At 65.5% G+C, this 19,240-nt stretch carries 16 protein-coding genes; 5 read left to right on the top strand and 11 right to left on the bottom strand.

Going from position 1 to position 19,240, the window contains the following annotated elements:
* Nucleotides 1–336 precede the first annotated feature (336 nt).
* The 4 genes from GRI89_RS05770 to acnA all read right to left on the bottom strand — a co-directional run bounded on the left by GRI89_RS05770 (nucleotide 337) and on the right by acnA (nucleotide 5,611).
* The gene (locus GRI89_RS05770; RefSeq protein WP_159793133.1) at nucleotides 337–1,413 is read right to left on the bottom strand and encodes a hypothetical protein; all 1,077 of its coding nucleotides are present in this window, start codon (nucleotides 1,411–1,413) and stop codon (nucleotides 337–339) included.
* Between the two features lie 38 nt (nucleotides 1,414–1,451).
* Nucleotides 1,452–2,165 (bottom strand): prolyl hydroxylase family protein, encoded by a 714-nt coding sequence (locus GRI89_RS05765; RefSeq protein ID WP_159793131.1) that lies wholly within the window; start codon nucleotides 2,163–2,165, stop codon nucleotides 1,452–1,454.
* Between the two features lie 66 nt (nucleotides 2,166–2,231).
* Nucleotides 2,232–2,858 (bottom strand): prolyl hydroxylase family protein, encoded by a 627-nt coding sequence (locus GRI89_RS18240; protein ID WP_159793129.1) that lies wholly within the window; start codon nucleotides 2,856–2,858, stop codon nucleotides 2,232–2,234.
* A gap of 80 nt (nucleotides 2,859–2,938) precedes the next feature.
* Nucleotides 2,939–5,611 (bottom strand): aconitate hydratase AcnA, encoded by a 2,673-nt coding sequence (acnA, locus tag GRI89_RS05755; RefSeq protein WP_159793127.1) that lies wholly within the window; start codon nucleotides 5,609–5,611, stop codon nucleotides 2,939–2,941.
* A 228-nt stretch (nucleotides 5,612–5,839) separates the two neighbouring features.
* On the opposite strand from acnA, the gene GRI89_RS05750 reads away from it, so the two are divergent.
* Nucleotides 5,840–6,016 carry a hypothetical protein gene (locus GRI89_RS05750; protein ID WP_159793125.1) on the top strand — a complete coding sequence of 59 codons (177 nt, stop codon included), beginning with the start codon at nucleotides 5,840–5,842 and terminating at the stop codon, nucleotides 6,014–6,016.
* Here GRI89_RS05750 and GRI89_RS05745 read toward each other — a convergent pair.
* Entirely contained in the window at nucleotides 6,013–6,897 is an 885-nt protein-coding gene (locus GRI89_RS05745; protein ID WP_159793123.1) for a DMT family transporter, read from the bottom strand. The genes GRI89_RS05750 and GRI89_RS05745 overlap by 4 nt on opposite strands.
* A gap of 162 nt (nucleotides 6,898–7,059) precedes the next feature.
* On the opposite strand from GRI89_RS05745, the gene GRI89_RS05740 reads away from it, so the two are divergent.
* On the top strand, nucleotides 7,060–8,445 hold the full coding sequence (locus GRI89_RS05740; RefSeq protein ID WP_159793121.1) for a L,D-transpeptidase family protein: 1,386 nt from the start codon (nucleotides 7,060–7,062) through the stop codon (nucleotides 8,443–8,445).
* 29 nt (nucleotides 8,446–8,474) lie between these two features.
* Nucleotides 8,475–8,771 (top strand): hypothetical protein, encoded by a 297-nt coding sequence (locus GRI89_RS05735; protein WP_159793119.1) that lies wholly within the window; start codon nucleotides 8,475–8,477, stop codon nucleotides 8,769–8,771.
* A 13-nt stretch (nucleotides 8,772–8,784) separates the two neighbouring features.
* Here GRI89_RS05735 and GRI89_RS05730 read toward each other — a convergent pair whose 3' ends face one another.
* Complete coding sequence (locus GRI89_RS05730) at nucleotides 8,785–10,443, bottom strand: GMC family oxidoreductase (RefSeq protein ID WP_159793117.1); 1,659 nt, start codon at nucleotides 10,441–10,443, stop codon at nucleotides 8,785–8,787.
* A 151-nt stretch (nucleotides 10,444–10,594) separates the two neighbouring features.
* Between GRI89_RS05730 and GRI89_RS05725 the strand changes: the two genes are divergently transcribed.
* Complete coding sequence (locus GRI89_RS05725; protein WP_159793115.1) at nucleotides 10,595–11,668, top strand: hypothetical protein; 1,074 nt, start codon at nucleotides 10,595–10,597, stop codon at nucleotides 11,666–11,668.
* 36 nt (nucleotides 11,669–11,704) lie between these two features.
* Nucleotides 11,705–12,817: a hypothetical protein gene (locus tag GRI89_RS05720; protein WP_159793113.1), complete on the top strand. Its 1,113-nt coding sequence runs from the start codon at nucleotides 11,705–11,707 to the stop codon at nucleotides 12,815–12,817.
* Nucleotides 12,818–12,832: 15 nt separating this feature from the next.
* Here GRI89_RS05720 and GRI89_RS05715 read toward each other — a convergent pair whose 3' ends face one another.
* The 5 genes from GRI89_RS05715 to GRI89_RS05695 form a co-directional block, all read right to left on the bottom strand.
* On the bottom strand, nucleotides 12,833–13,429 hold the full coding sequence (locus GRI89_RS05715; RefSeq protein WP_159793111.1) for a 2-hydroxychromene-2-carboxylate isomerase: 597 nt from the start codon (nucleotides 13,427–13,429) through the stop codon (nucleotides 12,833–12,835).
* Entirely contained in the window at nucleotides 13,429–14,967 is a 1,539-nt protein-coding gene (gene mdlC / locus GRI89_RS05710) for a benzoylformate decarboxylase (RefSeq protein WP_159793109.1), read from the bottom strand. The genes GRI89_RS05715 and mdlC overlap by 1 nt, the downstream gene beginning before the upstream one ends.
* A 116-nt stretch (nucleotides 14,968–15,083) precedes the next feature.
* Nucleotides 15,084–16,715 carry an MFS transporter gene (locus GRI89_RS05705; RefSeq protein WP_159793107.1) on the bottom strand — a complete coding sequence of 544 codons (1,632 nt, stop codon included), beginning with the start codon at nucleotides 16,713–16,715 and terminating at the stop codon, nucleotides 15,084–15,086.
* Nucleotides 16,716–16,743: 28 nt separating this feature from the next.
* On the bottom strand, nucleotides 16,744–17,799 hold the full coding sequence (locus GRI89_RS05700; protein ID WP_159793105.1) for an amidohydrolase family protein: 1,056 nt from the start codon (nucleotides 17,797–17,799) through the stop codon (nucleotides 16,744–16,746).
* The gene (locus GRI89_RS05695) at nucleotides 17,796–19,226 is read right to left on the bottom strand and encodes an NAD-dependent succinate-semialdehyde dehydrogenase (RefSeq protein ID WP_159793103.1); all 1,431 of its coding nucleotides are present in this window, start codon (nucleotides 19,224–19,226) and stop codon (nucleotides 17,796–17,798) included. The genes GRI89_RS05700 and GRI89_RS05695 overlap by 4 nt, the downstream gene beginning before the upstream one ends.
* Nucleotides 19,227–19,240: the final 14 nt, after the last annotated feature.

The raw sequence follows: 19,240 nt of genomic DNA, 5'->3' as shown, positions 1-19,240 counted from the left end.
GGGTCAGGCAATTTCGGGAAAGCTTGAGAGAACGACCATGTCTGTACGTATGGCCCTCGCGAAACTGTCTGCAGCGGCGTCGATCGGTGCGGTTGCCGTTGGCGGTGCGGTGCACGTCGCAGAGGCACCCGCAACCAGCAATCCGGAATATCACGCAGGGAAGTACGCCAAGGGCGCCGCGCCCGTGAAGTACACCAAGACCGCCGAGCGCACGATCCCGCGCAAGGTCAAGCGTATCCGCCGGACGATCACGCTGGAATGCGTGCCGGGCGAAACCATGGTCAAGCCGGGCGAACTCGGCCCGAACGGAATGGCGGCGCGCAGCGAGGCCTATTGCTACTCGCAGGCCGCGCCGCAGATGGCGATGGTCCCGGTCAGCGTGCCGCTGCCGCCACAGGGCGGCATGGTCGGCAGCAGTGGCGGCGGTACCCCGGTGGTAATCGGCGGTTCGGGCGGCTTCGGCGGCTTCGGCGGTGGTTTCTTCGGGGGCTTCTTCGGCGGCTCTAACGGCAGAAGTAACGTGAGCCTCTCGACCACCACAACGACCAGCGGGGGACAAAGCCAAAGCACATCCGGTTCGACTTCGTCCTCCGGCGGATCGAACTCGTCCTCGGGCGGCTCGACATCGACATCCGGCGGTTCGACTTCGTCCTCCAGCGGTTCAATATCCACATCTGGTGGTTCGACTTCGACCTCGACTTCGGGCAGCTCGGGCTCGACAAGCGGCGTTAACATCAACATCAACATCAATAATTCGAGCTTTGGCGGCTCGACTTCGACCGGTGGTTTCACGTCGACAACATCGACAGGAGGATCTTCGACTTCCACGGGTGGGAGCTCGACATCGACTGGCGGCAGCTCCACGTCGACCGGCGGCTCTTCGACCTCGACCGGAGGTTCCTCGACCTCGAGTTCGACCGGTGGTTCGTCTACCTCCAGTTCGACCGGCGGTTCATCGACTTCCAGTTCGACTTCGACAGGCGGCCTAACCAGCACGACGACGTCTTCATCGGGTAACGTAAGCTCGACTTCAAGTTCCTCGGGAAACCTCTCGAGCTCGAGTTCGGGAAACGTCTCCTCATCCAGTTCAACCTCAAGTTCGACTTCGGGCAACGTCTCGACAAGCACGTCGACCTCAGGCTCCAGTTCGACTTCGGGCAACATTACCTCAAGTACCTCGAGTTCGAGCAGCTCGTCTTCTTCTTCTTCTTCTTCTTCTTCCAGTTCGAGTGGCTCTTCGGGGAGCAGCAGCTCTTCGCACGGGTCATCATCGGGTACTGAAGTCCCTGCCCCGCCAATGTTGTTCCTGTTCGGCGCTGGTGCCGCAGTGGCCTTCGGTCGGCGAAAACGCAGAAAGTCCGCAGAAGACTGAGCTGTCGCGAGGGACCGAATACTGGCGGTCGGCAGTCCCAAGGTGCCGGCCGCCTTCTTTGCTACTCAGCAGATCACGATCAGAGCGGGTTGAGTTGGCGCCAGGCTTCCTGGCGGTACCACTTCGTGATGACGTGTTTGACGCCCTTTATCACCGGCATTCCGGCGTGGAGCGTTTTCATGTTGGGACGACCGTCGAGGTCCATGTTGTTCCAGATCGCCAGCATTCCGCATTGCAGCCGGATCGTGACGTCGAGCAGCGGAAACTGCGTGCATCCGCCCTCGCGCGGTTCGTCGAGGAACACCATCGCCGTCCAGGTCCGCTGCCCGCCGCGCAGGGCCTCGTCCCGCCAGTAACGCTCGCCGAGATGGAAGAAGTCGTGGTGCGCCTTGAATTCCTGGCCCGGCTTGTAGCGCTGGCCCTGCATGATTTCCGAATAGTCGTCGTCGATCCCGAGCAGGTCCGAAATGTAGAGCTCGATGTCTTCGGTCAGCGGGTCGTCCGGATCGAAATGGTGGGTGAAGCTGGTCCTGAAACCTTCATTCCCCTGGCCGTCATAGAGCGTCGAGGGCTCCGCCTTGCGATCGATGACGCGGACCACCTCGCGGCAGTCCCTCGGGTCCATGAAGCCGGGGACGAGGAACAGTTCGGCACCGCTGACGTCGACCTTCTGCACCTCCGGGATACCCGCCAGCCGAAACCGCACGAGTTCTCCCAGCTTGGCGAGCTTCGTCGCGTCGCTAAAGCGGCGGCTCAGGTCCTCGTTGGACGGTGTCTGCACGGCGGCGTTCATGCCGATGTGTTAGCAGGTGCGGGTTGATGAAGACCTAAGCGCGCCGGCGCGTGTGCGCGGTGGGGTTCATTCCGGGCCCCAGTTGTGCGCTTCAAGCCGGTACCACTGGGTGACGATGTACTTGGACCCTACCTCGACAGGCCTGCCGCCGTGGCGCGTCGCCTTGTTGGGACGGCCGCGCCTGTCCATGTTGTTCCAGGCGAGCAGCATGCCGGTTTCCGGCCGGATCGACAGGCCGAGATCGGGGAAATCGGTGGTGCCGCCGGCTTCCACCTCGTTGAGGTAGATCATGGCCGTCCAGCTGCGCTGCCCGCCGCGAAGGCGTTCGCGCTGCCAGTGTTCGCGATCCTCGAGAAAATGGTCGCGGTGGACGCGGTATTCTTCGCCGAGGCAGTAGCGCTGCCCCTGCATCGGTTCGGCGTTCGCCCGGTCGAGGCCGAGCAAGGCGTCGATCTGCTCGCCCAGCAGCAGCGCCCGCGGATCGTCGCGGAAGTAGTGGGTCGAGCTGGTACGGATGCCCTTGCGGCCGGTCGGGCTGTCGTTGAACAGCGGCGACGGCGTAGCGCGCTCCTCGATGATCGCGACCAGCTCGCGGCATCGGTCCGCGCCGATGAAGCCTGGCAGCGTGAACAGGTCCGCCTTGCGCCCTCCGAGCGGGCGGGCTCGCGGATCGGCCAGCAGCCGCGCCCGCACTTTCTTCCCGACCGCGGCGAGACGGGCCGGATCAGCCCTCTCGTCCGCGATCTTGTCGAAGCCGAGGCGGCTCAGCAGGCTCAGGAGGCGAGTTTCCTCAGGACGTAGTGCAGGATGCCGCCGTTGCGGAAGTATTCGAGCTCGTTGGCGGTATCGATGCGGCACCTGGCGGTAAAGGTGAACCCGGTGCCGTCGGCGCGGGTCAGCTCTACCTCGACGTCCTGCTGCGGCTTGATGTCGGCGAGGCCGCGGATGGTGAAAGCATCGTCGCTCTTCAGGCCCAGAGTTGCGCGGGTGTCGCCGCCGGTGAACTGCAGCGGCAGCACGCCCATGCCGACCAGGTTGGAACGGTGAATTCGCTCGAAGCTCTCGACGATGACCGCACGCACGCCCAGCAGGTTGGTGCCCTTGGCCGCCCAGTCGCGGCTCGACCCGGTGCCGTATTCCTTGCCGGCGATGACGACCAGAGGGGTGCCATCGGCCTTGTGCTTCATGGCCGCGTCGTAGATCGGCATGACCTCGCCGCCGTAGAGGGTCATGCCCCCTTCGACGCCGGGGACCATCTCGTTCTTGATGCGAATGTTGGCGAAAGTGCCGCGCATCATCACGTCGTGGTTGCCGCGGCGGCTGCCGTAGGAGTTGAAGTCCTGCTTCGCGACCTGGTGGCCGAGCAGGTATTCGCCGGCCGGGCTATCCGCCTTGATCGAGCCCGCGGGGCTGATGTGGTCGGTGGTGACGGAGTCACCAAGGACCGCGAGCGGCTTGGCCTCGACGATGTCGGTCACCGGCGCGGGCTCCACCGTCATGCCCTCGAAGTAGGGCGGGTTGGCGATGTAGGTGCTGCCGGCGCGCCACTGGTAGGTGTCGGAACCGGTGACGTTGATCGCCTGCCAGTGCTCGTCGCCCTTGTAGACGTCGGCATAGCGGCTCTGGAACATGCCGCGGTCGATCGAGCCGGAGCGGATCTCGTTCACTTCGGCGGTGGTCGGCCAGACGTCCTTGAGGAAGACGTCGGCGCCGTTCTGGTCCTGTCCCAGCGGGGTGGTTGTGATGTCCTCGGTCACGGTGCCCTTGAGCGCGTAGGCGACGACCAGCGGCGGGCTGGCGAGGAAGTTGGCGCGCACGTCAGGCGAAACGCGGCCTTCGAAGTTGCGGTTGCCCGAGAGCACCGAAGCGGCGACGATGTCGTTACCGTTGATCGCCTTGGAGATTGGCTCGGCCAGCGGGCCCGAATTTCCGATGCAGGTGGTGCAGCCATAGCCGACGAGGTCGAAGCCGATGGCGTCGAGATGCTCCTGCAGCCCGGCCTTGACGAGGTAGTCGGTGACCACCTGCGATCCCGGCGCGAGGCTGGTCTTGACCCACGGCTTGGGCTTCAGGCCCTTCTCGTGCGCCTTCTTGGCGACGAGGCCGGCGGCGATCAGCACGTCGGGGTTGGAGGTGTTGGTGCAGCTGGTGATCGCGGCAATGACCACGTCGCCGTCGCCGATGTCGTGGTCCTTGCCATCGACGCCGACGCGGGCCGGGGCGCTCTTGCCGTAAAGCTTCTGCAGGTCGCTGTTGAACAGCTCGTCGACCTCGGGGAGCGCGACCTTGTCCTGCGGGCGCTTGGGGCCGGCGAGCGAGGGGACGACGCTGGCCATGTCGAGATCGAGTGTCTTGGTGAAAACCGGCTCGTTCTCGGGCGTGAACCAAAGGCCCTGCGCTTTCGAATAGGCCTCGACGAGGGCGAGCTGCTCTTCGTCGCGGCCGGTCAGCGCAAGGTATTCGATCGTCTTCTCATCGACCCCGAAGAAGCCGCAGGTGGCGCCGTATTCGGGGGCCATGTTGGCAATCGTTGCGCGGTCGGCAAGGCTCAGCTGGGCGACGCCCGGGCCGTAGAATTCGACGAAGCTGCCGACCACGCCGACCTGGCGCAGCATCTGCACGCAGGTGAGGACGAGGTCGGTGGCGGTGACGCCTTCGGCCAGCTTGCCGGTCAGCTTGAAGCCGACGACTTCGGGAATGAGCATCGAGACCGGCTGGCCAAGCATGGCCGCCTCCGCCTCGATCCCGCCGACGCCCCAGCCGAGCACGCCGAGGCCGTTGATCATCGTGGTGTGGCTATCGGTGCCGACGCAGGTGTCGGGGTAGGCGACCGTCGCGCCGCTCTCGTCGACGCTTGTCCACACGCACTGCGCGATGTGTTCGAGATTGACCTGGTGGCAGATGCCGGTGCCCGGGGGCACGGCCTTGAAGTTGTCGAGGCTCTTCGAACCCCACTTGAGGAAGTCGTAGCGCTCGGCGTTGCGCTGGTATTCGAGCTCGACGTTCTTGGCGAAGGCCTTGGGCGTACCGAACTCGTCGACCATTACCGAGTGGTCGATGACGAGATGGACCGGAACCAGCGGGTTGATCTTGCTGGTGTCGCCGCCAAGCCGGGCGATGGCGTCACGCATGGCGGCGAGGTCGACTACGCAAGGAACGCCGGTGAAGTCCTGCATCAGCACGCGCGCCGGGCGGTACTGGATCTCGCTGCCGGTGACGGGGTTGTTCTGCCAGTCGGCAATTGCCTGGATATCGCCTTGCGAGACGGTGAAGCCGGAGTCCTCGAAGCGCAGCAGGTTCTCCAGCAGGACCTTCATGCTGAAGGGCAGGCGGCTGACGTCGCCCACCGTCTCGGCCGCCTTGGCCAGCGAATAGTACGCGTAGGACTTGCCCCCCACTTCGAGCGTCGAGCGGGTTCCGAGCGAGTTCTTGCCGACCTGAGTCATCTACGGCTGGTCCTTCCTGTTTGTCGGGTCCGACCTGAGGAGGGAATCGCGCGTCTGCGCAAGGGCCGGATTTACGCGGGGCCCTGCGCGTTCCGCGGCGTAAAATCAAGGGGGCGGGATTGGAATGGAGCCCCGCAGCGGCTAGGGGCCAGCCCTCAGGACTCGGTACCTCGCACCATGCCATTCGGATCGCCCAGCAGACCGCCAGTACGGCTCCACGTCTTCGTCATGGCCTTGGGCCTGGCGCTGGCGGCGTTCGCCGGGGGTGCGGCGGGGCTGGTGTGGAACTGGCTGACCGAGGACAGCGCAGACGAGGAGAGCTCCCTTTCGGAGGCCGCTTCGGCAGAACCCACTCCCACGCCGAGCGCGGCGCCGCCCAAGGTCCCGAGCCCCTCGCCGAACTAGGCGGCGGTCAGTTCCGGCGGCTTGCGCGGCGCAGCGATCCAGCACCCCGCGACAATCAGCACGGCGCCGACCAGCGTCGGTGCGGAGACCGGTTCGCGGAAGAACAGCCAGCCGAACAGCATGGCCCACAGGAACCCCGAATATTCGAGCGGGATGAGCGCCTGCGCCTCGGCCCGGGCATAGGCCCAGACCAGCAACATCGCCCCGCCGACCGACATCGCCGCGGCCGCCGCGATCCACGGCAGCGACGCCGTGTCCGGCCAGGTGAAGAACCATGGGGCGAACAGGAGGAAGACGAAGCCCGAAACGATCGTTTGGAAAGTCGCCACCTCCACCGGCTTGGCGACCAGGGCCTGTTGGCGCTGCAGCACGAGGTTCCATGCATAGAGCAGCGAGGAGACCAGCACCGCGGCAATGCCCAGCGCTGTTCCCTCGTCCGCCGCCGGGCCGTCCATCCGGCCCCAGGCGATGATCAGCACCCCGGCGAGGCCGAGCAGCGAGGCGGCAATGGCACCCCGCGCGATCTTTTCGCCAAGCAGCACGGCGGCAAGGTACAGGGCGACGAGCGGTGCGGTGAAGCTCAGCGCGATCGCCTCGGCCAGCGGCAGCCGGGTGAGGCCCCAGAAGAAGGTGAAGCTCATCCCGGCTATGACCACGCCGCGCAAGGCGTGCAACCGCAGGACCTGGCGCGTCGGCCGGCCTTTTCGCGTTGCGAGGTAGACGGGTCCGACAATTGCGAGCGAGAAGCCGTTACGGACCACCAGGGTCGCGTAGGTGCCTGCCGCCAGGGCCGCGAGTTTCATCACCGCGTCCATAAGCGAAAGCAGCCCCACGGCTGCCAGAGTGACGAGGAACGGCAGCAAATCGCGCGGCGGCTTCATGTCCGGCCTTTACGCCTTTGCGTGCGCCGGGCAATGGCGCGCACGCGTTTCATCGATTCAGCCCACAGCAAGGCCAGATGCTTGATGGAATGAAGCGAAACGGGCACAATTCCGCCGCCGCGTGCGTTATCTTCACACATCGGCCTTGGGGCATGGGAAACAATGACCAACCTGACGCGTAAACTCCTCCTCGCTACCGGCGCCGCAGTTCTTGCGGCCGCGCCGGCTGCTGCCCGGCAGCAGACGCGCGAGCAGAGCTTCGCCGAACAGTTTGCCCCCTTCCAGGCCGAAGACGTGCTCGAAAACGATGCCGTCGAAGTCGTTTCGAACCCGGTCATTCAGGGCGACCTCCCACCCGCTCCGCAATTCCCGGTCGTGCAGCCGTGGTCCCTCGCGGATGCGCAGGGGCTGCTCGATGCGATCGAGCATATCGACAGCGAGGGGCTCGATTCGCGCGACTACCGCCCCGATGCGCTGCGCCAGGCCATTGCTTTCGGCGCCAGCCCCCAGCTCGACCAACTGGCGAGCGAGGTGTTCGGCTGGCTGGTCGAGGACCTGCGTGACGGACGCACGCCGATGGAAGCGCGCAAGCAGTGGTTCGTGGTCGATCCCGATCCCGACCTGATGCCGACCGGCAAGGTTCTGGCCGATGCGCTTGCGAGCCACGATATCGCCGGGACTCTTGCCGGCCTCGACCCGACCAATCCCGATTATGCCGCGCTCAAGGTGTTGCTCGCTGCGACGCCCGCGAGCAACACGGCGAAGCGCAAGATGATCCGCGCCAACATGGACCGTTGGCGCTGGCTCGCCCGCGATCTCGGCGGACAATACCTGATCACCAACGTTCCGGAGATGCAGCTGCGCCTGACGGTAAATGACCAGATCATCCGCACCTACAAGACGATCGTCGGGAAGCCCGGCCGCACGGCGACGCCGCAACTGGCCGAGACGGTCGAAGGCGTGATCTTCAACCCGACCTGGACCGTCCCGCAATCGATCGTGAAGGGCGAAGGGCTCGGCGCCAGGGTCCTTGGCAATCCGGGCTGGGCCAAATCGGCCGGCTACGTCGCGACCAGGGGCGCCAATGGTTATGTCTCGGTGGTGCAGCAGCCCGGGCCGAGCAATTCGCTCGGCATGATGAAGCTCGACATGCCCAATCCGCACGCGATCTTCCTCCACGACACGCCGAGCCGCGGCTTGTTCAACCAGGACAACCGGGCGCTCAGCCACGGCTGCATCCGCACGGAGCGGGCGCTCGAACTGGCGATGACCATCGCGATTCTCGGGCAGGGTGCAACCAAGGACGAGGCCGTCGCGATCTCCACTTCGCGCAAGTACACGCGCGTTCCGGTGGTCAAGACCATGCCGGTCTACATCACCTACTTCACCATGGGCCGCGACATCGACGGCAACCTGCGATCGTTTAACGACATCTACGGCCGCGATGCGCCGGTCCTTGCCGCGCTGGACCAGCCACGGGTCGGTAACCGCGCCCGCGTTTCGGATGAGAAGGTCATTGAAATCGTCGACGACCTGCAGGATTCCTAACCGAAGGTAGGGGCAGGCTTAACCATTCGATGGGTCGCGTTCTGGCGGTTCGGCATAGACCGGACTGGGACAGGCGGTCGAGGCGCGGCGCGCGCTACGCCACGATCTACCCGCGGCCGACCGATGCGCAGATCTCGAGTGTCGTGAAGAATGGCGGATACGGGCTCAAGAGCGCCGGTCTCAGCAACCCGACATTTGTTCATGGCACCAACAACGGCTCGGCCTATGTCGATATCATCATGACCTACAGCCAGACGCTGAACTTCGCGTTCTTCACCGTCGGCCCGGTCAAGCCGAGCCACACCCGGCGCGCCTACCAGGTCTGAGCGGCCGGCCCGGTCAGGCGGCGACCGCCACCTTGGCATCCTGCAGGATCATCTCGGCGCCGCGCTCGGCGATCATGATCGTCGGGGCGTTGGTGTTGCCGCTGGTGATCCTGGGGAACACGCTCGCGTCGATGACCCGTAGCGCCTCCACTCCGCGAACCTTGAGGTCGGGCGTCACCGGGAAGCGATCGTCGCCCATCGCGACAGTGCCGACCGGGTGGTAGACCGTAGCGGAAGCGACCTTGGCGTATTCGAAGATCGCCTCGTCGGTGTCGCCGAAGGGATCGCCCGGGTCCTTGATGTATTGTCGGATCGCCGGCTGGTTCCAGATGTTGCGGATGACCTTGAGCTGGGTGACCGCCATGGCCTGGTCGATCGGATCGCTGAAGTAGTTCGGCACGATCTTCGGGTTGACCATCCCGTCGGGCGACTTCGCGTGGATCGAGCCGCGCGATTCCGGCCTTAGCTGGCAAGGGTTGCTCGCCATGCCGGGTTCCTTCTCGAGCTGCAGCGCCTGCTTGGTGGCGAGAACCTCGAGGTCCATGCTCGCCGCCATCATGTGGATCTGCATGTCGGGATGTTCGAGCTCGGGGCGCGTCTTCACGAAGGCGCAGCCGTGCGCCACCGCCATGCTCAGGATGCCAGTCTTGGCGAAGCCGTACTTGGCGACTTCCTTGACGAGGTTGAGTCCGGTCGAGCGATGGTTGATCGATTGCCAGTCTTCGCGCAGGCGGGCCTGGCAGCCGATCATCACGTGATCCTGCAGGTTCTCGCCGACCATCCTGCTTTCGTGGACCACGCCCACGCCCAGATCCTGTAGCAGCGCGCCCTGGCCGACGCCGCTGATCTCGAGCAGCTTGGGCGATTCCACCGAGCCGGCGGAAAGGATCACCTCGCGCGCGACCATCACCTTGCGGCGCTCGCCGTTCTGCATGAACTCGACGCCGACCGCCTTCTTGCCGTCGAAGATGATCCTTGTGGTCATGGCGCGCTTTTCGACCAGCAGGTTGGGGCGGTTCATCGCCGGGTGCAGGAAGGCCACCGCGGTCGAATTGCGCTTGCCCTTGCTGGCGGTCAGCTGGAACCAGGTGCAGCCTTCCTGGTCGCCGCTGTTGAGATCGTCGCGATAGGGGATGCCGGCTTCGACGCAGGCGTCGATCAGCGCGGCGGAGACCGGGTGCTTTTCCGGAAAGTCGCTGACCTGCAGCGGGCCGCCGACGCCGTGGGTGTCGATTTCGCCGCGCTGCTGGTTCTCGGACTTCTTGAAGTAGGGCAGGCACTCGTCCCAGCTCCAGCCGCGCGCGCCCATCTGCGCCCAGCCGTCATAGTCCGCGGCCTGTCCGCGAACGTAGAGCAGGCCGTTGATCGACGAGGAACCGCCGAGCACCTTGCCCTTGGGCCACTTGTGCGGCCGCCCGCCCGTGCCCTCGTCGACCTCGGTGTCGTAGAGCCAGTTGACCTTAGGATCGTTGAGCGTCTTGCCGAACCCGATCGGAGTGTGGATCATCATGTTCGACATGAACTGGCCGGGTTCCTTGAGCGGCCGGTCGTCGCCGCCCGCTTCGAGCAGGACCACCTTGTGCTCGCCGCTCTCGGTCAGTCGCGCCGCCAGGACGCAACCCGCGCTGCCCGCGCCGACGATGACATAGTCCGCGTAGAGATCCGCCGCCATTTTCCTCTCCTCCAGCGCCTCGTGGATGCAACATTCATGCGATTCGCTTGGAAATGAGCCTAGGAAAGTGCACTCCCCGGGTCACGGAAAACCGTGTGCCATCGAATTGATCCTGGGTACGGTTACGGGGCAATCGCTTTGGGGGAAGTCTATGAAGCGTATCGGAATGGTCTGGGCGCCCTTGGCACTGTTGGCGCAGCCGTATCCGGCCGTTGCACAGGAAGCCCCCGAAGACCTTGCCAGCGTTTCTCCGGTCAGGACCGACTACGTGCCCGCGAAGACCGAATGGGGCGATCCGGACCTGCGCGGTACTTGGCCGATCGAGCACGTGAACGAAGCGCGCATTCCCATCGAGCGGGAGGAAGAGTTCGGCACTCGCGCCTGGCTGACGCCTGAAGAATACGCCGAACGGCTGAAGAAGGCGCAGGATTCCGACGGCGGTTTTTCGGCGGACCTTCGCAACAACGGCACCTCGGGCCTCGCCGACTGGATCGAGCGGACCGAGATTGGTCACAGGAACTCGATGATAATCGATCCGCCGGATGGGCGGCGCCCGGCGCTCCTGCCCGATGCCAGGACCCGGCACGAGTCCGGCCGGGCCAGCTGGGTCGAGGGGCAGCCGATCGACTGGGTGACCGATCTCGACATCTGGGACCGCTGCGTGAGTCCGGGCTTTCCCGCGGCGATGTTCTCGTTCCCTTACGAAAACGGCATCCGCGTGTTCCAGTCGCCGGGCTACGTCGTGATCGACCGCGCCATGCTCGGCGCACGGATCATCCCGCTGGGCAAGGAGGGGCACTGGCCCGCCGCGGTGCGCGGCTGGATGGGTAGCAGTCTCGGCCACTGGGAGGGCAATACCCTCGTCGTCGAGACGACCAACATCGTTCCCGGTGACAGCGCGACCTACGACGTTGCCAAGCGTGCCGCCTCGCCGACCTACGACGTCGACCAGGCCATCCCGGTAGGGCCGGATGCGAAGGCGGTCGAACGGCTGACCATGCTCGACCCCGACCGGCTGATCTACGAGATCACCTACAGCGATCCCGACGTGTTTTCGGCCCCGTGGACCGCCCGGCTCGACTGGGTGCGCGACGAGAACTACCAGTTCTTCGAATTCGCCTGCCACGAAGGCAATTCGCAAGTGCGCCACATGATCAATTCCAGCCGCGCCCAGCGAAAGCTCGATGCGGCGGCTGCAACAGGTGTGGAGCAGGCGACGCCCTGAGTTCCGCTGAAAGACGAGGCAAAGAGGGGAAGGCAAGTGCGGGCTGGAACGACGCTGATCTCGGCAATCGCTTTCGCATTGGCTGCGTTTGTACCCCTGGCAGTTAGCGCGCAGCAGAATCCGGAGAGCCTCACGCAAGTTCCTCCGGTTGCGACCGACTACGTTCCGGCCCGCACCGATTGGGGGGACCCCGATTTCAGCGGCACCTGGCCGTTCAATCGGCTCAACGAGATGGACTACCAGATGGAGCGTGCCGAGGAGTTCGGCACCCAGGCCTGGCTGAGCGACGAGGCCTATGCCGAGCGGTTGGCGCAGGCGCGAAAGCTGGAAGAGTCCTTTGCAGACGAATGGCGTGCCCGAGACACCAGGGGGCTTACTGCATGGCTTGAATCGACCGATTTCGGGCGACGCAACTCACTGCTGATCGATCCGCCAAACGGCCGTTTTCCTGCCCTGACGCCCGAAGCGCAGGCGCTGAAGGATGCCCATAGTGATAGCTTTGTCGAGGGGCAGAACTTCGACTGGATGCAGGATTTCGACGTCTATGAACGCTGCGTCACCAGCGGCTTTCCTGCAACGATGTTTCCGTTCCGAGAAAACAACAACGCTGTGCGCATCTTCCAGACACCAGGCTTTGTCGTGATCCAGCACGAGATGATGTCGACCCGCATCATTCCGATCATTGATGAAGATGCTGAGCCCAAACGGTGGCCTTCAGTCACCCGGACATGGATGGGACAGGGCATTGGTCATTGGGAAGGCAATACGCTGGTGATTGAAACGACCAATATCATCGCCGGTGATGGCGCAACCCACGACGTCAGCAAGCGTGCAGCCAGCCCCTATGTCAGGATTGGCGGCACACCAACGAGCGCGAACGCAACGGTGGTCGAGCGGCTCACCATGCTTGACGAAGGGCGCATGAATTATGACGTCACCTATAGCGATCCGGATGTGTTCACCGCGCCATGGACGGCCCGGCTCGAATGGACCCGCGACGAAGGCTACAAGATGTACGAGTTCGCCTGCCATGAAGGCAACGTGCAGCTTCGCTACATGATCAATGAATCGCGGGCGCGTCGACGCGACAAGGCGAACGGGGTCGAAGTCGAAGACATCGAGCTGCCTTACAGGTTTCCACCAGGGTAGGGCGCGGGCCGCGTCCTAGCCGCGACTGGCCAGCCCGCCCGACTTGGCCCAGGCAATTGCGTCCTCGAGCCGGTCGTTGCCCCAGAACAGTTCGCCTCCAACAGCGAAAGTGGGGGCTCCGAAGACGCCGAGGGCCATGGCCCTTTTGGTCACCGCCAGCAGGCGGGCATGGCCATCAGGCGAATTGGCCTCTGCAAGTACCCGCGCAGGGTCCTGTCCGGCCTCGGCGATGCTGGCCGAGAGGTTCGGCTCCTCACCGGCGCACTGTCCGTCTTCGAACCAGCGCCGGTAGGTGGCCCGTACATAGGGTTCAACCCAGCCTTCCTCGGCCGCAAGTGCGGCGATGCGATTGGCCTGCGGGGAATCGGCGAGCGGGTAGGGTGCCGGAAAGCGGGGAGAGAGGCCGTAGGCATCGGACCAGCGCTGCAGGTCGCGCCACATGTAGGCCGACTTTTCTACCTTCCCGGCATAGGGGATGTTGTCGTGCGCGATCAGGACGTGGCGGATGTCGAACGGCCGCCAGCGCACTTCCACGCCCGCGGCGAGTTCGTCGATCCGCATGACTGAGAGGTACGTGTAGGTGCTGCCGATCGCGAACCAGAAATCGATCATCAGGAAATCCGTATGTCGAGCAGTGTGGGACCGCTCGCATCGAAGCTCCATTTGAGGGCCGAGTCCAGTTCCTCGACCGTTTCAACTCGCTTGGCTGGGACCCCGTGGCCCTCGGCGATCTTGACGAAATCGAGCCCGGTCAGGTCGCAGCCCGGCACGTGGTTCATCCCGAATTCGCCGGAAAAGCCGGTCAACGCGGCGTAGGCGCGGTTGTTCATGATGAGGAAGCTGACGTTGGCCGCTTCCTCCTTCGCCGCGAACAGGCCCTGGATGGTGTACATCGCTGCCCCGTCGCCGAGGACGGCGAGGACCTTGTCCTCCTGGCCGAGTGCGACGCCAATGCTGCCGGGGAGCGAGTAGCCGAGGCCCCCGCTGGCGCAGGAATAAAACCCGCCCTCGCGGGTGATCGGCAGCACGTCGTGCTCCGGGCCGCGCGCGGTCGGGGCTTCCTCGACAATGATAGCCTCTTCCGGCCGCAATTTGGCGACGCGGCTGAGCACGTAGGCGGCGGTCATTTCCCTGGCTGGCTTCTTGAGCTGGTGCTGCTTGCCGGTGAACTTGCGCGCGTTGACCCGCTCGGCGAGCTGCGCCAGCCCGTCCCCGACGTCGCCGAGGACACCCCCGCCGCCAGGCATGGCGGCAAGGTGCTGCGGATCGTCGGACAGCGCCATGAGCTTGGCGTGCTCGGGCCAGTGCGGGCCCTGGCCCTCGACGTGATAGGTGAAGACCGGCGCGCCGACGACGAGGATCGCGTCGAACGGATCGAGCAGGACGCGGATCTGGTCGCGCCAGGCGGGCAGGAACCCGGCGAACTGCGGGTGGTCCTCGGGGAAGGTCTCGCGTGCGTTGTAGGGTGCGGTCCACACGCTCGCACCGCAGCGTTCGGCAAGGCGGATCGCATGGGTCCAGCCTTGCGAATTGGCGACGCCGGTGCCGAGCACCAGCGCGGGCTTCTCGCAGCCGTCGATGATCGCCGAGATGCGTTCGATGCCCGTGGCCGAAGGCACCGCATCCAAGGTCAGTTCGGGCAAGGCGGACATTTCGCATTCGCGGTCCCAGTCATCGACCGGGATCGAGATGAAGACCGGCCCCATCGGCGGCGTCAGCGCGGTGACGAAGGCGCGGATCAGCGCCTGCGGCACGTCCTCGGCGCGGGCAGGTTCGACCGAGTACTTGACGTAGGGCCGGGGGAATTCGGTCGGCCGCTCGGCATAGAGGAACGGGTCGAAGGGCAGGATCGAGCGCGCCTGCTGCCCGGCGGTGACGACCACCGGCGCATTGTTCTTCCACGCGGTGAACAGGTTGCCGAGCGAATGCCCGGTGCCCGCCGCGCTGTGCAGGTTGACCAGCGCCGGCTTGCGCGCCGAGCGGGCGAAACCGTCGGCCATGCCCACGACCACCGCCTCGTTGAGCCCCATGACGTAGGGGAAGGGGAGGCCCTTGAGCATCGGCAGCTCGGTGCTGCCGGGATTGCCGAACAGCCGGTCGACCCCGAAATGCTCGAACACGGCAAAGGCGGCATCGCGGACGGTGGGCATGAATTCAGACCTTTCTTCTCGTCATTGCGAGGAGGCGAAGCCGACGCGGCAATCCAGGGCGGTATCGCGCAACGCACTGGATTGCTTCGCGATGCTCGCAATGACGAAACGAGGCATCAGACGGGTTCTCCGGCGGCGCGGGCGCGGGGGAGGACCGAGTCCTCGTCACGCTGGATGCGGGTCAGGACGTAGATCAGGATCACTGCGATGAATGGGCCGACGACGTTGATCGAGATGATCGCCTGCCCGAGGTCGCCACCGTTGCGGTCGGACACGATGCCGACGAAGTACGGCCCCATGCCGAGCCCGAGCAGGGTCGAGATGATGATGTAAGTGCTGCTGGTGATCCCGCGCATGCGCGGCAGCACGAGGTCGTAGTAGAGCGAATAGATCGGCGGCAGCCACAGCGTGAGGATCAGGCTGTAGGCGGAGAAGCGGACATAGAAGCTCATCGGATCGGGTGCGCTGTAGGTCCAGATGCCGAAGAACGGCGAAATGCCGAGCGAGGCGAGGGTGAGCCACACCCGTCCGCGGGCGCCGAGCTTGCCGGTGAGGAAGTCGCTCAGCGGACCCGCCACCACCGGCCCGCAGAAGCCGAGCGCGGCGGCGAGCAGGCCGAACTGCAGGCCGGTCGTCGCCTGGTCCATTCCGTATTCGCGGATCAGGAAGCTGGGGGTGAAGCCCATCACGCCGTAGTTGATCGAGGTCTGCAGCCCGCCGACGACCATCAGCAGGATCAGCGAGGGGCTCAGCACCACGGCGTAGGTCGGCCTGTCGGTCAGCTTGAGCGCCTGGAACAGGTTGAGGATCACGAACATCCCGAAGCCGACGACGAACCACTGCAGCACGTGCGGGTCGATCGAAAGGCCGAGCACCTGGAGCGGAGGGCGCGGGCTGAAGGACTGCGTGACGCCGGTCATGATCCAGCAGAACACCAGGATGACGGCGAGGCCTACGAGGTTGATCGTCCACTGCCGCGCGCCCGCGTCGCGCCGCCAGAGGTAGAACCAGTTGGCCAGCGGGGTGACCGAACCGAGCACTGCGGCACTGGCCTTGAACGGATGCGGGTCGGGCGGCGAGGTCACGCCGTCGATCGCACCGCGCTCGGGCTCCTTCATACGCCAGAGCAGCGCGGCGAGCAGGATTCCGGGCGATGCGGCGATGAGGAAGGCGAACTGCCAGCCGGAAAAGCCGAACGAAGCGCCGCCCGCGGCGACGCGCGCGTCCCACCACTGCGCCGCAAACCCGCCGAGCGCCATCGACAGGCCGAGGCCGAGCGCGGTCGTCACGCCCATCGCGGCCATCGCAGTGCCCCGGCGGCTGCGCGGGAAGGTGTCGAAGATGATCGAGTTGGCGCCGGGCTGCGCCGCGCCTTCGCCGATGCCCACGCCAAGGCGCGAGATGGCGAGCAGGGTGAAGCCCTTGGCGAAGGCCGAAAGCCCGGCAAAGACCGACCAGCCGAGGATGCAGATCGCCAGCAGCCGGGTGCGGATCCAGCCGTCGACCAGACGGCCGAGCGGCAGCGAGAACAACGCATAGAACAGCGCGAAGACCGTGCCGTAGAGCAGCCCAAGCTCGGCATCGCCGATGCCGAGATCGGCGCGGATCGAGGGCGCGAGGATCGACAGGATCTGCCGGTCGAGCAGGCTCAGCCCCTGCGCCGACGATACCAGCGCGAGCGCGTACCAGCCGGCGCGGCTGACCTTCGCGGCCTGCGTCGGCGTTCCCGCCTCAGCCGTAGTTGCCATTTCCCTCTCTCCCAAAAAGTCTTCGAACCTAGAGCTTGAACCAGCGCTCCGCGTTTGTCTGGAAGAACTTCTTCTTCTGTTCGGCCGAAATGTCCATGTCGTCCATCCAGCGCACCTCGTCGGGCAGGTATTGGTAGGGATAGTCCATCGCGTACATGACGCGGTCCTCGCCCATCACCTCGATCATCAGCTTGATCGCCGGCTCGAAGGCCATGCCGCTGTTTGTGGCGAGCACATTGTTGCGCAGGTAGTGGAACAGGTCGTGCTGCAAGGGCTTGAGCCGCGGATAGCGGTTCGAGCGCACGCCGGCGCGGTGCATGTAGTCGTGACGGTAGATCCAGTAGGGGATCGCCTCGCAGCCGTGGCCGAGCATCATCTGCAGACCCGGGTAGCGGTCGAACACGCCGGTGGTCAGCATGCGCAGCCCGTGGAACGCGGTCTCGACGCCGAAGCCGAACACGGCACCATCGAGCCCCGCCTCGACCATCGTGCCGATCATCCCGTCGGGCGGGCCCTGCGGGTGGATGTAGAGCGGCAGGTCGAGATCGGCGCAGGCGCGCAGGATCGGGTCGAACTGCTCTTCGTCGAGGTAGTGCCCGTGGGTGTGGCTGTTCACCTGCACCCCGTGGAAGCCGAGCTCCTCCTTGCCGCGCCGCAGTTCTTCGGCAGACCATTCGGGATCGAGCGGGGCGATGGCGATCATGCCGTAGAAGCGGTCGGGGTGCTTCTCGCAGGCGTCCTTGAGCCGGTCGTTCGCGTTGCGGGCGATGCGCCGGGCTTCTTCCGGGTCGTGCATCGACTGCGTGCCGGGGCTGGTCAGGGCGAGCACTGCCTTGTCGATCCCGGCATCGTCCATCGCCTGCAGCCGCAGCTCGCCGAGATCGAGCAGGCGTTCGCGGATGAAGGTCGTGCGCTCGCTCGCGCTCGTGCCGTAGAAGCCCCACAGGCTGACCGTGCCCTCGTCGGCGCGGCCCTCGCGGACCAGCCGCATGATCGCATCGAGCTGCTCCTGGGTGGCGAAGGCTTCCTCGGTGGCGATGCGCAGGTAGCCGCGATCGCCGCCGGTCTTGAGTTCGTGGGTCATCCTTCGTGCAACGCCTTGAGCACCATGCAGGCGCGAACGCCTTCGGGGCCATCCTCGCTGCCGTGGCCCGACCACTTCACGCCGCCGAACGGGCTGTCCGCCCCGCCGATCATGTGGCTGTTGATGCCGACCATGCCGGTCTCGATGGCGTCGGCGAGGCGCCGCTGGCGCTTGACGTCGTTGGTCCAGGCATAGCCGGCGAGCCCGTAATCGACGCGGTTGGCCTCGGCGATCATGTCCTCTTCGCTGCCATAGGGGTTGATCAGCGCGACCGGGCCGAAGGGCTCCTCGGTCATGATGTCGGCGTCGAGCGGGATCTGGCTGAGCACGGTCGGCTCGTAGAAGTAGCCCTGGTTGCCGAAGCGCTTGCCACCGGTGTCGACGCTGGCGCCCTTGTCGCGGGCGTTGCCGATCAGGCGGTCCATTGCCTCGGGGCGGCGGGCGTTGGCCATCGGGCCCATCTGCGTGCCGTCCTTGAGGCCGTCGCCGACGTTGACCGACCTGGCGCGTGCGGCGAAGCCGTCGCGGAACTTCTCGAAGACGCCTTCCTGCACGATAAAGCGGGTCGGGCTGACGCAGACCTGGCCGCAGTTGCGGTACTTGCCCATGACCGCGGTATCGAGGACCGTGTCCACGTCGACATCGTCGAACACCAGCACCGGGCCATGCCCGCCGAGCTCCATCGTGGTGCGCAGCATGTTGTCGGCGGCGAGCTTCATCAGGTGCTTGCCGACCACGGTCGAACCGGTGAAGCTGAGCTTGCGGATGACCTTGCTGCCGAGCAGGTGGCGGCTGACCTCGTCGGGCACGCCGAACACCGCCTGCGCGACCTGAGGTGGCAAGCCGGCATCGAGCAGGCACTGCAGCACGCCGAGCGCGCTGGCGGGGGTTTCCTCGGCCGCCTTGAGGATAACCGAGCAGCCCGCGGCGATCGGCGCACCAAGCTTGCGGCTAGGGTTGCCGAGCGGGAAGTTCCACGGCGCGAAGGCGGCGACGGGGCCAACGGGCTCCCACCGCACGGTCGAGCGCTGGCCGAGCGGTCGGACCAGTTCGCGGCCATAGAGGCGGCTCGCCTCGCCGGCGTAGAAGTTGAACAGGCCGACGTTCATCATCAGCTCGATCTTCGCCTCGGCGAAGGGCTTGCCCTGCTCCATTGTCGCGATGCGCGCCATGTCGTCGGCACGTTCGAGCATCAGCCGTGCCGCGCCGCTGAGCACCGCGGCGCGCTCCTGCGGGGTCGAGCGGCGCCAGATGCGGAAGCCTTCGGCCGCCACTTCGAGCGCGCGGTCGAGGTCCTCGGCGCTGGCCAGCGGCAGCGCGCCGATCGGCTCGCCGGTCACCGGGTTGATCACGTCGAAGGTGCGCCGGCCACCGCCGGAAACCTTCTCGCCGTTGATGATCATGTGGAGGGAGGGGTAGTCGGTCATTCTGATACTCCGTC

Origin of the sequence: Croceibacterium salegens (assembly GCF_009827435.1) — a bacterium.
GTDB lineage: Bacteria > Pseudomonadota > Alphaproteobacteria > Sphingomonadales > Sphingomonadaceae > Croceibacterium_B > Croceibacterium_B salegens.
Note: the sequence above shows the minus strand (reverse complement) of the source record. Positions and strands in the feature narration are given on the sequence as shown.

Coding starts and splice junctions, on each gene's coding strand:
- mdlC (WP_159793109.1), bottom strand. CDS start 14,967: ATGCCCACCGTCCGCGATGCCGCCTTTGCCGTGTTCGAGCATTTCGGG.
- GRI89_RS05715 (WP_159793111.1), bottom strand. CDS start 13,429: ATGATCGATTTCTGGTTCGCGATCGGCAGCACCTACACGTACCTCTCA.
- GRI89_RS05725 (WP_159793115.1), top strand. CDS start 10,595: ATGAAGCGTATCGGAATGGTCTGGGCGCCCTTGGCACTGTTGGCGCAG.
- GRI89_RS05700 (WP_159793105.1), bottom strand. CDS start 17,799: ATGACCCACGAACTCAAGACCGGCGGCGATCGCGGCTACCTGCGCATC.
- GRI89_RS05735 (WP_159793119.1), top strand. CDS start 8,475: ATGGGTCGCGTTCTGGCGGTTCGGCATAGACCGGACTGGGACAGGCGG.
- GRI89_RS05695 (WP_159793103.1), bottom strand. CDS start 19,226: ATGACCGACTACCCCTCCCTCCACATGATCATCAACGGCGAGAAGGTT.
- GRI89_RS05765 (WP_159793131.1), bottom strand. CDS start 2,165: ATGAACGCCGCCGTGCAGACACCGTCCAACGAGGACCTGAGCCGCCGC.
- acnA (WP_159793127.1), bottom strand. CDS start 5,611: ATGACTCAGGTCGGCAAGAACTCGCTCGGAACCCGCTCGACGCTCGAA.
- GRI89_RS05705 (WP_159793107.1), bottom strand. CDS start 16,715: ATGGCAACTACGGCTGAGGCGGGAACGCCGACGCAGGCCGCGAAGGTC.
- GRI89_RS05745 (WP_159793123.1), bottom strand. CDS start 6,897: ATGAAGCCGCCGCGCGATTTGCTGCCGTTCCTCGTCACTCTGGCAGCC.
- GRI89_RS05740 (WP_159793121.1), top strand. CDS start 7,060: ATGACCAACCTGACGCGTAAACTCCTCCTCGCTACCGGCGCCGCAGTT.
- GRI89_RS05750 (WP_159793125.1), top strand. CDS start 5,840: ATGGCCTTGGGCCTGGCGCTGGCGGCGTTCGCCGGGGGTGCGGCGGGG.
- GRI89_RS05730 (WP_159793117.1), bottom strand. CDS start 10,443: ATGGCGGCGGATCTCTACGCGGACTATGTCATCGTCGGCGCGGGCAGC.